The sequence below is a fragment of the Streptomyces sp. NPDC014894 genome (assembly GCF_043080985.1).
Lineage (GTDB): Bacteria > Actinomycetota > Actinomycetes > Streptomycetales > Streptomycetaceae > Streptomyces.
Map to the genome: position 1 here is coordinate 545,890 of NZ_JBIBWD010000001.1, position 14,914 is coordinate 560,803.

Sequence of the window (14,914 nt, forward strand, 5' to 3'; positions counted from 1 at the left end):
GGGCACCGGCCGGGCTGCGTGGGCCCGGGCCCGGGCCCGACACCGGGCTGGGGCGGTGTCGGGCCGGTCCGGCCGGGCTACAGCATCGACTTCAGGCGCAGCAGATCACGGAATCCGGCCTCCAGCCGAACCCGGCCCGAGGCCCACGCCCGGCCGAAGTCCAGCTCGCCGTCGACCATCGCCACCAGATCGTCGCCCGTCATCGCGAGGCGGATCTGCGCCTTGTCGCGCGGCGGGCCCGCGAGCGTGTCCAGCACCGTGATCCGGCCGTCCTCCAGACGGCCCGAGAAGGTGATGTCCAAGTCCTTGATGTGGCAGCTGAGGGATCGGTCGAACCCGGCGGCGCCGCGCGCCCCGCCCTTCGACCGGGTGAGATTGTCGCTGAGTCTGTCGAGCGCGCCGCGGCACTCTTCCATGGTCGCCATCATGATCGACCGTACCGCAGGGCTTCGCGGTAGCGTCTGGGCATGAGCGACTCGACGCCGGGCCCGCACGGCCGCACACCTCAGGGCCCGCCCGTCCCCGCCCCCGGCGGGACGGAGGCGCTGCTCGGTCCCGGCGGGACGGAGGCGGCGACGGGTCCCGGCGGCACAGGGCCGGGGACCGCTCCCGGGGCCGCCGCCGAGCCCGCCGCGTCTCCCGAGCCCGCCGCCGCGTCTCCCGAGCCCGCCGCCGCGTCTCCCGAGCCCTTCGAGCCCGCCGCGCCCGCGCCGCTCGGCGTCCCGCGCCCGCCCACCGGCGACGCCGGCGTGGACGCCCTGACCGAGCGCCTGGCCGAAGTCGACCACCTCCCCGCAGGCGCCCACCCCGCGGTGTACGAGGATGTACACCGGGGGCTGCGTTCCACGCTGGCCTCCCTCGACGCCGACCCGGCGGCCGCGCCCGCGTCCGGGGCGCCGTCGCCGTCACCCTCGTACGACCACAGGAGCTGAACCCACCGTGGCAGGAGTCGCCCGCCGCCGTCTCGACGCGGAACTGGTCCGCCGCAGCCTGGCCCGCTCGCGCGAGCACGCCGGTCAGCTGATCGCCGCGGGACGGGTCACCGTCGGCGGCGCCGTCGCCACCAAGTCCGCCACTCAGGTCGAGACCAGCGCCGCCGTCGTCGTCTCCTCCGACGGGGACGACCCCGACTACGTCTCGCGCGGCGGGCACAAGCTCGCCGGGGCGCTGGACGCCTTCGTCCCGCTCGGGCTGGCGGTCGAGGGCCGGCGGGCGCTCGACGCCGGGGCGTCGACCGGCGGCTTCACCGATGTGCTGCTGCGCGCCGGCGTCGCGCACGTCGTCGCCGTCGACGTCGGCTACGGCCAGCTCGCCTGGTCCCTCCAGAGCGACGACCGGGTGACGGTCAAGGACCGCACCAATGTGCGCGAGCTGACGCTGGAGGCGATCGACGGCGAGCCGGTGGACCTCGTGGTGGGGGACCTCTCCTTCATCCCCCTCGGGCTGGTGCTGCCCGCGCTCGTGCGCTGCGCCGCCCCGGACGCCGATCTGGTGCTGATGGTCAAACCGCAGTTCGAGGTCGGCAGGGAACGGCTCGGCAGCGGCGGGGTGGTGCGCAGCACCGAACTGCGCAAGGACGCGGTGCGGACGGTGGCCGGACAGGCCGCCGCGCTCGGGCTGGGAGTGCTGGGAGTCACCGCCAGTCCGCTTCCCGGGCCCTCCGGGAACGTCGAGTACTTTCTGTGGCTCCGGGCCGGCGCGCCCGAGCTGGATCCGGCGGACGTCGACCGAGCAGTGGCGGAGGGACCTCGTTGACCAGACCAGACGCACCGGACGCACTGGGTGCATCAGACGCACCGGAGGCACCGGGCGCGGCAGGCGTACCGGACGCATCGGCAGCTGCCGCCCCGGAGGCGGCACAGGCCCCCGGCGCGACGCCGCCGCGGCGGGTGTTCCTGCTCGCGCACACCGGCCGCCCCGCCGCGATCCGCAGCGCCGAACTCGTCGTCCAGGGGCTGCTCCGCTCCGGCCTCCAGGTCCGGGTCCTGGAGGCGGAGGCCGCCGATCTGCCGCTGCCGCCCTCCGTCGAGACCGTCCCCGAGGCCACGCCCGAGGCGCTCGACGGCTGTGAACTGCTGATCGTCCTGGGCGGCGACGGCACCCTGCTGCGCGGCGCCGCGTTCGCACGCGCCTCCGGGGTGCCGATGCTCGGCGTCAATCTGGGGCGCGTCGGCTTCCTCGCCGAGGCCGAGCGCGACGACCTCGACAAGGTCGTCGACCGGGTCGTCACCCGGGAGTACGAGGTCGAGGAGCGGATGACCATCGATGTGGTCGTCCGCAGCAACGGGGACATCGTCCACCGCGACTGGGCGCTCAACGAGGCCGCCGTACAGAAGGTCTCCCCCGAGCGGATGCTGGAGGCGGTGCTGGAGATCGACGGCCGGCCCGTCACCGCGTTCGGCTGCGACGGCATCGTCTGCGCCACGCCGACCGGCTCGACCGCCTACGCGTTCTCCGCGGGCGGCCCGGTGGTCTGGCCGGAGGTCGAGGCGCTGCTGATGGTCCCCATCAGCGCCCACGCCCTCTTCGCGAAGCCGCTGGTCACCGCCCCGACCTCGGTCCTCGCGGTGGAGGTGCAGCCGCACACCCCGCACGGCGTGCTCTGGTGCGACGGCCGCAGAACGGTGGAACTGCCGCCGGGCGCACGGGTGGAGGTGCGCCGGGGCGCCGTGCCGGTACGGCTGGCCCGGCTGCACCACGCCTCCTTCACCGACCGGCTGGTGGCCAAGTTCGCGCTGCCCGTCTCCGGATGGCGCGGCGTCCCGCGCTGAGCCGGACGGCCGCGCCCCGCCGCGATCACCAGTTCGGGTGATGGCGCGGGGGACCCGGTGAAGGCCCGTCCGCCGGGCGTCGCCCCGCGTCCCGGCGGGGTCCGGGGTGGGGTCGGCGTCGCGCCGGGCCGGCGAAACCTCGTATGGTCGTGTCCGTGTTGGAGGAGATGAGGATACGGTCGCTCGGGGTCATCGACGACGCTGTCGTCGAGCTGTCGCCCGGTTTCACCGCGGTGACCGGCGAGACGGGCGCCGGCAAGACCATGGTCGTCACCAGCCTGGGGCTGCTGCTCGGCGGCCGCGCCGATCCCGCGCTGGTGCGGATCGGCGCGAAGTCGGCGGTGGTGGAGGGCCGGGTCGGCGTTCCCGCCGGAGCCCCGGCCGCGCTGCGCGCCGAGGAGGCGGGGGCCGAACTCGACGACGGCACGCTGCTGATCAGCCGGACCGTCTCGGCGGAGGGCCGCTCCCGGGCGCACCTCGGCGGACGCTCCGTGCCGGTGGGCGTGCTGGCCGAGCTGGCCGACGACCTCGTCGCCGTCCACGGCCAGACCGACCAGCAGGGGCTGCTCCGCCCGGCCCGGCAGCGCGAGGCGCTCGACCGGTACGCGGGCGACGCGGTCACGAAGCCCCACACCGCGTACGTCGCCGCCTATCGCGGGCTGCGGGCCGTCACCGCCGAACTCGCGGAGCTGACCACCCGGGCCCGGGAGCGGGTCCAGGAGGCGGATCTGCTGCGGTTCGGCCTCGACGAGATCGCCGGGGTCGAGCCCCGGGCGGGCGAGGACGTGGAGCTGGCGGCCGAGGCCGAGCGCCTCGGGCACGCCGAGGCCCTCGCCTCCGCCGCCGCCCTCGCGCACACCGCGCTGGTGGGCGATCCGGAGGACCCGGAGGGCGTGGACGCGACGACGCTGGTGTCCGGCGCCGGACGGGCGCTGGAGGCGGTGCGTTCGCACGATCCGGCGCTCGCCGCGCTCGCCGACCGTACGGGCGAGATCTCCATCCTCCTCGCCGACGTCGCGGGCGAACTCGCCGGATACGCGGACCGGCTGGACGCCGATCCGCGCCGGCTCTCCGCGGTCGAGGAACGCCGGGCCGCGCTCACCGCGCTGACCCGCAAGTACGGCGACACCATCGACTCCGTCCTCGCCTGGTCGGGCCGAGGCGCGGCCCGGCTCGCCGAGCTGGACGGCGACGACGGGCGCATCGAGGAGCTGACCGCCGAGCGGGACGGCCTCCGCGCCGAGCTGGCGGTGCTGGCGCGCACCCTCACCGAGGTCCGCACCGAGGCCGCCGCGCGCTTCGCCGAGGCCGTCACCGAGGAGCTGGCCTCCCTGGCGATGCCGCACGCCCGGGTCTCCTTCGCCGTCCGGCAGACCGAGTGCGACGACGACGCCGGGGTGGAGATCGACGGCCGGACCGTGGCGTACGGCCCGCACGGCGTGGACGAGGTCGAACTCCTGCTCGCCCCGCACCCCGGGGCCCCGCCGAGGCCGATCGCCAAGGGGGCGTCCGGCGGCGAGCTGTCGCGGGTGATGCTCGCGGTGGAGGTCGTCTTCGCCGGGACCGATCCGGTGCCGACCTATCTCTTCGACGAGGTCGACGCCGGGGTCGGCGGACGCGCGGCCGTCGAGATCGGCCGCCGGCTGGCGAAGCTCGCGAAGACCGCGCAGGTCGTCGTGGTGACCCACCTCCCGCAGGTGGCGGCCTTCGCCGACCGCCAGCTGCTGGTCGAGAAGACCAGCGACGGCTCCGTGACCAGGAGCGGCGTCACCGTCTTGGAGGGCGAGGACCGGGTCCGCGAGCTGTCCCGCATGCTCGCCGGCCAGGAGGACTCCCAGACCGCCCGCGCCCACGCGGAGGAACTGCTCGCGGCGGCACGCGGCGAGGGGTAGGGGCCTTCCGGCCGGGAGGGTCGGCCGTGCCCTCGGTCGGCGGGTCGGCCGTGTCGCCGTACTCGCTTCCGCCGTGTGCCTGGAGGACTCGCAGATTGCGCGCGGCGCGGGTGGGAGGGCCGGTCCTGTCGAGCCGGTGACGGGCCTTTCGGTGACGGGGCGCGGGTGTTCCCGCGTCGGGTGCGTCGTGCCCCGGTCTGTGCCCGGCGGTACGGGAGGGTCCGCCGCACCGGCGGTCCGGTGGGCCGGGTCTCGCCGTGTCTTTTGCGGTACGGGAGGGTCGGCCGTGCCCTCGGTCGGCGGGTCGGCCGCGTCGCCGTACTCGCTTCCGCCGTGTGCCTGGAGGACTCGCAGACTGCGCGCGGCGCGGGCGGGTGGGCCGGTCCTGTCGAGCCGGTGACGGGCCTTTCGGTGACCGGGCGCGGGTGCTCCCGCGTCGAAGGCCAGGGGCAGCGCGCCCCGGTCCGTGCGTGACGGTGTGCGAGGGCTCGCCGTGTCTGTGGGGCCGCACCGGCGGCGTGCGTCCTGCGGTACGGGAGGGCTTGCCGTGCCCCGGGTCGGCGGCGGGCGGTCCGCAGTGCCGCCGGGCGCGGTCTCCGCGGGCTGGGGATGGCTTCCTCGCGAGTCCGGGCGCGTTCGCCCGGCGAGGTTCCGGGATGTGCCCCGTACCGGATTCCGGTGTGATCGGACGCGCCCGGCGGCCCCGGCGCGTACGCCGCCGTGCGCGGTCGGCCGGGGGCGGGCGCGGGTGGAGTCGGTTCACCCGAGTGGGTGATCCGGGTGTGGGCAGGGCCCGTTACGCGCACAGGGGCGGTGCCGGAACGCGCGTACGGACTGGCATTCTTGGCAGGTGACACAGCTGCGTACGGTCCAGGTGCTCGGCGGCGGGAGTGCGGGCAGCAGCGCGCACGTCCGGTCACTGGCCGCCGGGCTGGTGGCGCGGGGGGTGCGGGTGACCGTGTGCGCCCCGGCCGAACTGGAGCACATCTACGACTTCCCGGCCGCCGGAGCCGACTTCACGCCGGTGGCGCGGCGCGGTGACCCGGCGGGCTTCGGCGCGCTGCGGTCGGCCTGCGCGGGCGCCGACCTGGTGCACGCGCACGGACCGCACGCGGGGGTGCGGGCCGCGCTGGCGCTGAGCGGGCTGCGGATACCGCTGGTCGTCACCTGGCACACCCGGGGGCACGACGACGGACCACGGGGACGGCTGCTGCGCCTGCTGGAGCGGCGCGCCGCACGGGCGGCAGCCGTGGTGCTCGGCACCTGCTCCGAACTGGTCGACCGGGCCCGCGGCCACGGCGCGCGCGACGCCCGGCTGGCCCCGGTCGCCATGCCCGCGCCCCAGGCGGGCCCGGACGCCCCCGCGCCAGGGGCGCGGACCGCGCTCGGGGCGGCGGACCGACCGCTGGTCCTGGCGGTGGGCGGACTGGATCCGGGGCGCGGCTACGGCACGCTGCTGGACGCCGCCGAGTGGTGGCGGCAGCTGGACCCGGTCCCGCTGGTGCTGATCGCGGGGGAGGGCCCCGAGCGGTCCGCGCTGGAGCGGCGGATCGCGTCGGGCGGACTGCCGGTGCGGCTGCTGGGCCGCCGTGACGATGTGTCCGCGCTGCTCGGGGCGGCCGACGTCGCCGTCCTGCCCAGCCGCTGGGAGTCCCGCTCCCCGCTCGCGCAGGAGGCCCTGCGCCTGGGCGTGCCGCTGGTCGCCACCGCCGTGGGCGGGGTGCCCGAACTGGTCGGGGAGGCCGCCGAGTTGGTGCCGTACGGGAATGTGGAGGCGCTGGCGCGGGCGGTGGCGGGTCTGTTGGGGGACGGGGAGAGACGGGCGGAACTGGCGCGCGCGGGGCGGGCGCAGGCCGCGCGCTGGCCCACGGAGGACGAGACCGTGGCCCAGGTGCTGAGCGTCTACGACGAGCTGCTCTCCCGCTGACCGGCGATCGAGCCCGCCCGCCCGGCGGCCCTCAGGGGAGGTGCCGGCGGGCGCGCAGGGCGAGGGTGAGCGCGAGCACGGTCTGCGGGTCGTCGAGATCGGTGCCGAGGAGGTCGGAGATGCGGGCGAGCCGGTTGTAGAGGGTCTGGCGGTTGAGGTGCAGCTCGCGGGCGGTCTCCGCCTTGCGGCCCGCGTGGGCGAGATAGGTCTCCAGCGTGGGCAGCAGCGGCGGTCGCGCGGTCGCGTCGTGGTCGCGGAGGGGACCGATGGCGCGCTCCACGAAGGCGGCCAGGTCCGGATGGTCGCGCAGCCGCCACAGCAGCAGATCCGTGTCGAGGCGGCGGGCGTCGTGCCAGGGGCGGTCGGCGAGGCCCTGGGCGGCCGTCGCGGTCTCGGCCGCGTGGCGCAGACCCGCCGAAGCGGAGGCCCAGCCGCCCGCCATGCCCACCACCACGACCGGAGGATCCGAGTCCGCGCGTTCCGGTCCGGCCCGTTCCGTCCCCGCGCGCAGCGCCGCCGCGACCCGGTCCGCGACCGCCGTACGCTCGGCCTCCGAGCGCAGCCCGATCAGCAGCGCCACCCGGCCCTCCACCGGGCGCACCCCCAGCAGCACCGGGACGCCGACCGCCGACAGCTCCTCCTGCACCGCCCGTGCCAGCGGCGCCCAGCTCCCGGAGGCGGGGGCCAGGGACGGGGCGAGCCGCATCACCACCGGCAGCAGCGGGCCCTCGCCGGGCCGGAAGCCCAGCACCCGGGCCTGCGCGGGAGCGTCCTCCGCCGGGATCCGGCCCTCCGCGAGGTCGGTGAGGAAGTCGCCCCGGCCGCGCGCCGCCAGCTCCTCCTCCTGGCGGGCCTGCATCAGCACCACCGCGAGGAGCCCGGCCGCGCGTTCCGCGGCCATGCGGTGCACGGTGAGCAGGGGCGCGCCGACGGCGGGCAGCACCAGCCGGGCGCGGGCCGAGGAGGCGCCCCGGCCGCCGCCGGGCACATCGACCAGGACGGTCCCGGCGGGCGGCGACTCCCGGGTCTCCCGCTGGCCGCGCAGCCCCTCCCACACCTGGAGGGGTTCGGCCCCGGCGGTGCCGGACGCGGGGCCCGCCGCGTAGAGGAGCTGTCCCTCGGGCGTCTCCAGGAAGACGGGGTGGGCGGTGAAGTCGGCGAGGATGCGCAGGACGTGGGGGACTCCGCCGCCGCCGAGGAGCGCCTCCGTACACCGCCGGTGGATCTCCTCGGCGCGCCGGAGCAGGGCGTAGTGCCCGTTGACGATCTCGGTGTGGATCTCTTCGGTCACCGAGACGAAGGGGACTTCGCGGTGGAGCTGCACCAGCGGCAGCCCGGCGGCCCGGGCGGCGTCGACGATCGCGGAGGGGAGTCTGCCGAAGCGCGGTCCCAGCTCGACCACCAGCGCGGCGATGCCCCGTTCCGCGAGCCGGCGGACGAAGGCGCGCTGGTCGGCGGGTCTGGCGCCGAGCCCGAGTCCGGTGGTGAGGAGGAGTTCGCCGCCCTTGAGGAGGGAGGCGATGTTGGGCGCCTCGCCCGCGTGCACCCAGCGCACGGTGCGCTGGAGCCGGTCGGCCCCGGCGACGACCTCGGGGAGCCCGGAGCGCAGCCCGGGCAGTTCGAGCGCGCGGCGCACGGTGATACCGCCCTGGGGTTCGCCTCGGTTCTCCACTGAACAGGTGCCTCGCGCTTCACTCGTCCGACGGGCGGTCCCGGGGCGGTGGCCGCCGGGCTTGGGACGCTACCCGCCGCCGGCGCTCCCGCGCACCGGCGGGTTCCGCTGGCCGGGCGGGTTCCGGTGTCCGGGCGGGTTCCGGTGTCCGGCGGGGGCCTCAGACGGCCGCGGGGGCCGCGGGTGCCGTGGGGCGGATGTTGTGGTTGAGGCGGAAGACGTTGTCGGGGTCGTAGCGGGCCTTGACCGCGGCCAGCCGCCGGTAGTTCTCCTCGCCGAAGGCGGCGATCACCCGGTCCTCGCCCTCGGCCCCGATGAAGTTGAGGTAGACGGCGTCGAGCGCCCAGGGCCGCATCGCGGCGCGCACTCCGCGCACCCAGCCCCGGGCGCGGCCGTCGTCCGCCGGGTTCTCCCAGACGCCGAAGGGGTGCACGGCCCAGGGCGCGGAGCGCCAGGGCACGGGGTGGTCGCCGCCGCCCCGGGCCACCGCCCCGCCCATGGGGAACATGATGTGCTGGGATCCGCTGGGCACGGGCATGGTGTCGGCGAGGGCGGCGTAGACGCGTACGGCGTCGTCGGGGAACGCGGTCAGATACTCGGCGGACCAGTAGTTCCGCATGCCGGGCGGGTCGTCGAGCATGCACTGGAGGTCCGCGTAGGGGAGTTCGGCGACGATCTCGGCCTCGCGGGGGAGCGCGAGCAGCGGCGCGGCGAGCCGGCGCAGTTCGCTCTCGGGCCCGGCGCAGGTGACGAGGAGCGCGCAGACCAGCCGGCCCACCAGACGGTCCGGTACGAAGGGTTCGGGCGGCGCGGTCAGACAGATGATCGCGCCGCCGATCTCGTCGGGGGCGGCTTCGGCGAAGTCCCGGTAGGTCCGCAGGGCCTCGCCGGCGTTCTCGGGCAGCAGGAAGAGCATGGCCATGGACATGGCGGGCAGGGGGTGCAGCCGGAGGGTGAGGGCGGTGGCGACGCCGAAGTTCCCGCCGCCGCCGTGCAGGGCCCAGAAGAGTTCGGGGTGGTCGTCGGCGGAGGCGTGGACGGTCTCGCCGTCGGCGGTCACCACCTCGGCGGCGAGGAGGTTGTCGCAGGCGAGCCCGAATTTCCGTTCCAGCCAGCCGGATCCGCCGCCGAGGGTGAAGCCGCCGACGCCGGTGGTGGAGGCCCGGCCGCCGGTGGTGGCCAGGGCGTGGGGCTGGGTGGCCCGGTCGAGATGGCTCATCGTCGCGCCGCCGCCGACGCGGGCGGTGCGGTGGGCGGGGTTGACGATCACGCTGTGCATCCGGCGGAGGTCGACGACGAGACCGCCCTCGGTGGCGGACATGCCGGCGACGCTGTGTCCGCCGCCGCGCACCGCGATCTCCAGATCGTGGTCGCGGGCGAAGCGGACGGCGTGGGAGACGTCGGCCCCGCTCTCGCAGAGGACGACGAGCGCCGGGCGCCGGTCGATCATTCCGTTGAAGACGGTGCGGACGTCGTCGTAGCCGGGGTCGGCGGGGGCGACGGCCTCACCGGTGAGCCGTTCGCGGAGGCTGCTCAGCGCCGTCTCCGCGAGAGTGCGGGGCGCCATGGCGGGCCCCCTTCCGAGGGCGCTGGCAGGACCTTTCCATCGTAGTCCCGCCCGGGCGCCGGGGCCCGATGACCCGGGCGGCCGTTGGGCCCGTCCGTCCCTGGGGCCCCGCCCGTCGCGGGGCCCCGGCGGACCCGGCGTTCCCCAGGGCCCCGGCGTCCCCGGCGGGCCGGGCGGGAGCGCTCCCGCCCGGCCCGCCGGGGCCCCGCTGCTCAGCTCCCGGCCGCCGGTCCGGCCGGGAGCGGCCGTCCGTCCGCCGGGAGCGCGGCTCCTATCCTCCGTACGCCCCCGACGCGGTGAGCCGCAGCGCCGTGTCGATGAGCGGGACATGGCTGAAGGCCTGCGGGAAGTTCCCCACCTGCCGCTGGAGCCTCGGGTCCCACTCCTCGGCCAGCAGCCCCAGGTCGTTGCGCAGGGCGAGCAGCCGTTCGAAGAGCTTGCGGGCCTCGTCGACCCGCCCGATCATCGCCAGGTCGTCCGCCATCCAGAACGAGCAGGCGAGGAAGGCGCCCTCGTCGCCCTCCAGGCCGTCCAGGCCCGCGTCCCCGCCGGAGGTGGGGTAGCGCAGGATGAAGCCGTCCTCCGTGGACAGCTCGCGCTGGATGGCCTCGATGGTGCCGATGACGCGCTTGTCGTCCGGCGGCAGAAAGCCCATCTGCGGGATGAGCAGCAGGGAGGCGTCCAGCTCCTTGGAGCCGTAGGACTGGGTGAAGGTGTTGCGCTCGGGGTCGTACCCCTTCTCGCAGACGTCGCGGTGGATGTCGTCGCGGAGTTCGCGCCACCGCTCCAGGGGCCCGTCCGCGTCCCCGGACTCGATGAGCTTGATGGTGCGGTCCACGGCGACCCAGGCCATCACCTTGGAGTGGACGAAGTGGCGGCGCGGCCCGCGGACCTCCCAGATGCCCTCGTCCGGCTGGTCCCAGTGGTTCTCCAGATACTGGATCAGCCGGAGCTGGAGCATCGAGGCGTAGTCGTTCCGCGCCAGGCCCGTCATATGGGCCAGGTGCAGGGCCTCGGTGACCTCTCCGTACACATCGAGCTGGAGCTGGTGGGCCGCGCCGTTGCCGACGCGGACCGGGCCGGAGTTCTCGTACCCCGGCAGCCAGTCCAGCTCGGCCTCGCCCAGCTCCCGCTCGCCGGCGATGCCGTACATGATCTGGAGGTTCTCCGGGTCGCCCGCGACGGCCCGCAGCAGCCACTCGCGCCAGGCGAGCGCCTCCTCGCGGTAGCCGGTGCGCAGCAGCGAGGAGAGGGTGATCGCGGCGTCGCGCAGCCAGGTGTAGCGGTAGTCCCAGTTCCGTACGCCGCCGATCTCCTCGGGGAGCGAGGTGGTGGGAGCGGCGACGATGCCGCCGGTGGGCGCGTACGTCAGGGCCTTGAGGGTGATCAGCGAGCGGATCACGGCCTCGCGGTAGGGCCCGTGGTACGTACAGTGCTCGACCCACTCGCGCCAGAACTCCTCGGTCGCCTCCAGGGAGGCCTCCGGTTCGGGGAGCGCGGGCGGCTGGTGGTGCGAGGGCTGCCAGCTGATGGTGAAGGCGACCCGTTCACCGGGGGAGACGGTGAAGTCGGAGTAGGTGGTGAGGTCCTTGCCGTAGGTCTCGGTGTCGGTGTCCAGCCAGACCGAGTCGGGTCCGGCGACGGCCACCGTGCGGCTGTCGACCTTGTGGACCCAGGGGGTGATCCGTCCGTAGCTGAAGCGCATCCGCAGCGCGGAGCGCATCGGCACCCGTCCGGAGACCCCCTCGACGATCCTGATCAGCTGCGGAGCCCCGTCGCGCGGCGGCATGAAGTCGGTCACACGGACCGTGCCGCGCGGTGTGTCCCACTCCGACTCCAGAATCAGGGAGTCGCCGCGATAGCGCCGCCGGTCGGCCGCGGGCGGCTCGGCGTGTGCGGGATGGGCGGGGCCCATTCTCCAGAATCCGTGCTCCTCGGTACCGAGCAGCCCGGCAAAGACGGCATGCGAGTCGAAGCGCGGCAGGCACAGCCAGTCGGCTGTGCCGTCGCGGCAGACCAGTGCGGCGGTCTGCATGTCTCCGATGAGTGCGTAATCCTCGATGCGCCCGGCCACGTGCATCTCCAGTCGAACGGCCATGTCCGCCCCGTGGGGCGCTTACTGGCGTCAAGGGTCGCTGACGAGCCTGGGGTCACGGGTTGAAGTCGGGGATGTCGCTTTTGGCCTGTGTCACCCGTCGCCCACCACCACCCTGCTCAATTGAGCGCGCCCCTGCGCGTTGCTCTGCAAAGCGAGTGTCCGAGCAGGATACGACGCACCGGAGAGTTCCGCGTGGCGGTCTGGACAACCCGAGTACGCCGAACGGGTGAGCCAAGGGTGAATGCCTGGTGAGGGAGGTACGGGAGTGACGGCGCGTGGCCGGAAGCGGCCGACCGGAGTCGCTGATACCCTGGTACCCCGTGGACCGGTGGCCGTCTGTGCTCGAAACAGGAGCCCCGCAACCGCAGCGACGGCACCCCTGAACAGCCGGGGTCGCCGGCACGCACCTCACCCTCGCGACCACGGGAGCCCCCTCTTGGCGATGCCGCCCAAATCCATGACGACCAAGCACATCTTCGTCACCGGGGGTGTCGCCTCCTCCCTCGGGAAGGGCCTGACGGCCTCCAGCCTGGGTGCGCTGCTGAAGGCGCGGGGCCTCAAGGTCACGATGCAGAAGCTCGACCCCTATCTGAACGTCGACCCGGGCACGATGAACCCGTTCCAGCACGGCGAGGTGTTCGTCACCAACGACGGCGCCGAGACCGACCTGGACATCGGCCACTACGAGCGCTTCCTCGACGTCGACCTCGACGGCTCCGCGAACGTCACCACCGGGCAGATCTACTCCCAGGTGATCGCCAAGGAGCGGCGCGGCGAGTACCTGGGCGACACCGTCCAGGTCATCCCGCACATCACCAACGAGATCAAGCACCGCATCCGCCGGATGGCCACCGACGACGTCGACGTCGTCATCACCGAGGTCGGCGGCACGGTCGGCGACATCGAGTCGCTGCCCTTCCTGGAGACCGTCCGCCAGGTCCGCCACGAGGTCGGCCGGGACAACGTCTTCGTCGTCCACATCTCGCTGCTGCCCTACATCGGCCCCTCCGGCGAGCTGAAGACCAAGCCCACCCAGCACTCGGTCGCCGCCCTGCGCAACATCGGCATCCAGCCGGACGCCATCGTGCTGCGCGCCGACCGCGATGTGCCGGTCGCCATCAAGCGCAAGATCTCCCTGATGTGCGACGTGGACGAGGCGGCGGTCATCGCCTGCCCCGACGCCCCCTCCATCTACGACATCCCCAAGGTCGTGCACACCGAGGGCCTCGACGCCTATGTGGTGCGCAAGCTGGACCTGCCCTTCCGCGATGTGGACTGGACGACCTGGGACGATCTGCTGGACCGGGTCCACAACCCCGACCACGAGGTCACCGTCGCGCTGGTCGGCAAGTACATCGACCTGCCCGACGCCTATCTGTCGGTGACCGAGGCGCTGCGCGCCGGAGGCTTCGCGAACCGGGCCCGCGTCAAGGTCAAGTGGGTCACCTCCGACGACTGCAAGACCCCCGCCGGCGCGGCCCGCCAGCTCGCCGACGTGGACGGCGTCTGCGTCCCCGGCGGCTTCGGCGACCGGGGCGTGAGCGGCAAGGTCGGCGCGATCCAGTACGCCCGCGAGAACCGGATCCCGCTGCTCGGCCTCTGCCTGGGCCTCCAGTGCATCGTGATCGAGGCGGCCCGCAATCTCGCCGGGATCCCCGACGCCAACTCCACCGAGTTCGACGCCGCCACCGCCCACCCGGTGATCTCCACCATGGAGGAGCAGCTGGCGTACGTCGAGGGCGCGGGCGACCTGGGCGGCACCATGCGCCTCGGGCTCTACCCGGCCAAGCTGGCCGAGGGCTCGATCGTCCGCGAGGTCTACGACGACCAGCCGTACGTGGAGGAGCGCCACCGCCACCGCTACGAGGTGAACAACGCCTACCGCGCCGAGCTGGAGAAGAAGGCGGGCATCGTCTTCTCGGGCACCAGCCCGGACAACAAGCTGGTCGAGTACGTCGAGTACCCGCGCGAGACGCACCCCTACCTGGTCGCCACCCAGGCGCACCCGGAGCTGACCTCCCGCCCGACCCGCCCCCACCCGCTCTTCGCCGGGCTGGTCAAGGCCGCCGTGGAGCGCAAGACGGGCGAGTGACGCCAGGCGCTAACGTTGACCGGGGTGCGTATCCGTTCGCTGATACGCGCCCCGGTCTATTTGCGGGAGGACGACAGACATGGCCATTGAGGACACCCCCGAGACGTGGCGGGTCACCGCGACCACGACTCCGTTCCGGGGCAACAAGACGAGTGTCCGCACGGACGACGTGGTCATGCCCGACGGCACCGTCGTCCGCCGCGACTACCAGGTCCACCCCGGCTCGGTCGCCGTCCTCGCCCTCGACGACGAGGGCCGCGCGGTCGTGCTGCGCCAGTACCGCCACCCGGTGCGGCAGCGGCTCTGGGAGATCCCGGCCGGACTGCTCGACATCCCCGGCGAGAACCCGCTGCACGCCGCCCAGCGCGAGCTGTACGAGGAGGCCCACGTCAAGGCCGAGGACTGGCGGGTGCTGACCGACGTCTACACCACCCCCGGCGGCTGCGACGAGGCCGTACGGATCTTCCTCGCCCGGGATCTCTCGGTCGCCGAGGGGGAGCGGTACGCGGTCTCCGAGGAGGAGGCCGACATGGAGCTGGCCCGGGTGCCGCTGACCGAGCTGGTGCGCGGCGCGCTCGCCGGGGAGCTGCACAACAACTGCCTGGTGGTCGGGGTGCTCGCGGCCACGGCCGCGCTCGCCGGGGACGGCCTCGACGCGCTGCGCCCGGCCGAGGCCCCCTGGCCGGCCCGCCCCTTCGAGGTCTGACGGCGCGCCCGTCCGCTCCCCGGGCCCGCGCCGACGCGGCCCCCGGGGAGCGGACGGGGTGCGGCCGAATGCCCCATCAGTCCGATGATCTTTCGATCTGATTGATCCGATCAGGCGATATGCCGGACACGCTCCCCCGGGTTCGTCGCAGAGAGTGAACTACGCTCGGAACGCCCGTGCGGACCCCCT

11 protein-coding genes are annotated in these 14,914 nt (G+C 74.5%); 7 read left to right on the forward strand and 4 right to left on the reverse strand.

The genetic code is table 11. The features are described 5' to 3' along the window. Positions 1–77: 77 nt before the first annotated feature. Positions 78–425 (reverse strand): sterol-binding protein, encoded by a 348-nt coding sequence (locus ACF089_RS02315; RefSeq protein WP_392020639.1) that lies wholly within the window; start codon positions 423–425, stop codon positions 78–80. Positions 426–467: 42 nt separating this feature from the next. Between ACF089_RS02315 and ACF089_RS02320 the strand changes: the two genes are divergently transcribed. The 5 genes from ACF089_RS02320 (at position 468) to ACF089_RS02340 (ending at position 6,590) form a co-directional block, all read left to right on the forward strand. Then, the gene (locus ACF089_RS02320) at positions 468–932 is read left to right on the forward strand and encodes a hypothetical protein (protein ID WP_392020641.1); all 465 of its coding nucleotides are present in this window, start codon (positions 468–470) and stop codon (positions 930–932) included. A 7-nt stretch (positions 933–939) separates the two neighbouring features. Beyond that, complete coding sequence (locus ACF089_RS02325; protein ID WP_392020644.1) at positions 940–1,755, forward strand: TlyA family RNA methyltransferase; 816 nt, start codon at positions 940–942, stop codon at positions 1,753–1,755. 134 nt (positions 1,756–1,889) lie between these two features. Beyond that, positions 1,890–2,771 carry an NAD kinase gene (locus tag ACF089_RS02330; protein ID WP_392020647.1) on the forward strand — a complete coding sequence of 294 codons (882 nt, stop codon included), beginning with the start codon at positions 1,890–1,892 and terminating at the stop codon, positions 2,769–2,771. Positions 2,772–2,914: 143 nt separating this feature from the next. Continuing rightward, positions 2,915–4,663, forward strand: coding sequence for a DNA repair protein RecN (gene recN / locus ACF089_RS02335; RefSeq protein ID WP_392020650.1), 1,749 nt, complete (start codon positions 2,915–2,917; stop codon positions 4,661–4,663). A gap of 850 nt (positions 4,664–5,513) precedes the next feature. Next, a complete protein-coding gene (locus tag ACF089_RS02340) occupies positions 5,514–6,590 on the forward strand; it encodes a glycosyltransferase family 4 protein (RefSeq protein WP_392020652.1) in 1,077 nt (358 codons plus the stop codon). A 31-nt stretch (positions 6,591–6,621) separates the two neighbouring features. On the opposite strand, the gene ACF089_RS02345 is transcribed toward ACF089_RS02340, so the two are convergent. The 3 genes from ACF089_RS02345 to ACF089_RS02355 all read right to left on the reverse strand — a co-directional run bounded on the left by ACF089_RS02345 (position 6,622) and on the right by ACF089_RS02355 (position 11,903). Further along, positions 6,622–8,262, reverse strand: a complete 1,641-nt coding sequence (locus tag ACF089_RS02345) for a PucR family transcriptional regulator (RefSeq protein ID WP_392020655.1) — start codon at positions 8,260–8,262, stop codon at positions 6,622–6,624. A 160-nt stretch (positions 8,263–8,422) separates the two neighbouring features. Next, positions 8,423–9,829, reverse strand: coding sequence for an FAD-binding oxidoreductase (locus ACF089_RS02350; RefSeq protein WP_392020657.1), 1,407 nt, complete (start codon positions 9,827–9,829; stop codon positions 8,423–8,425). 271 nt (positions 9,830–10,100) lie between these two features. Beyond that, the gene (locus tag ACF089_RS02355; protein ID WP_392021573.1) at positions 10,101–11,903 is read right to left on the reverse strand and encodes a glycoside hydrolase family 15 protein; all 1,803 of its coding nucleotides are present in this window, start codon (positions 11,901–11,903) and stop codon (positions 10,101–10,103) included. 466 nt (positions 11,904–12,369) lie between these two features. On the opposite strand from ACF089_RS02355, the gene ACF089_RS02360 reads away from it, so the two are divergent. After that, positions 12,370–14,019 carry a CTP synthase gene (locus tag ACF089_RS02360; RefSeq protein ID WP_392020660.1) on the forward strand — a complete coding sequence of 550 codons (1,650 nt, stop codon included), beginning with the start codon at positions 12,370–12,372 and terminating at the stop codon, positions 14,017–14,019. Between the two features lie 79 nt (positions 14,020–14,098). After that, entirely contained in the window at positions 14,099–14,725 is a 627-nt protein-coding gene (locus ACF089_RS02365) for an NUDIX domain-containing protein (RefSeq protein WP_392020662.1), read from the forward strand. Positions 14,726–14,914: the final 189 nt, after the last annotated feature.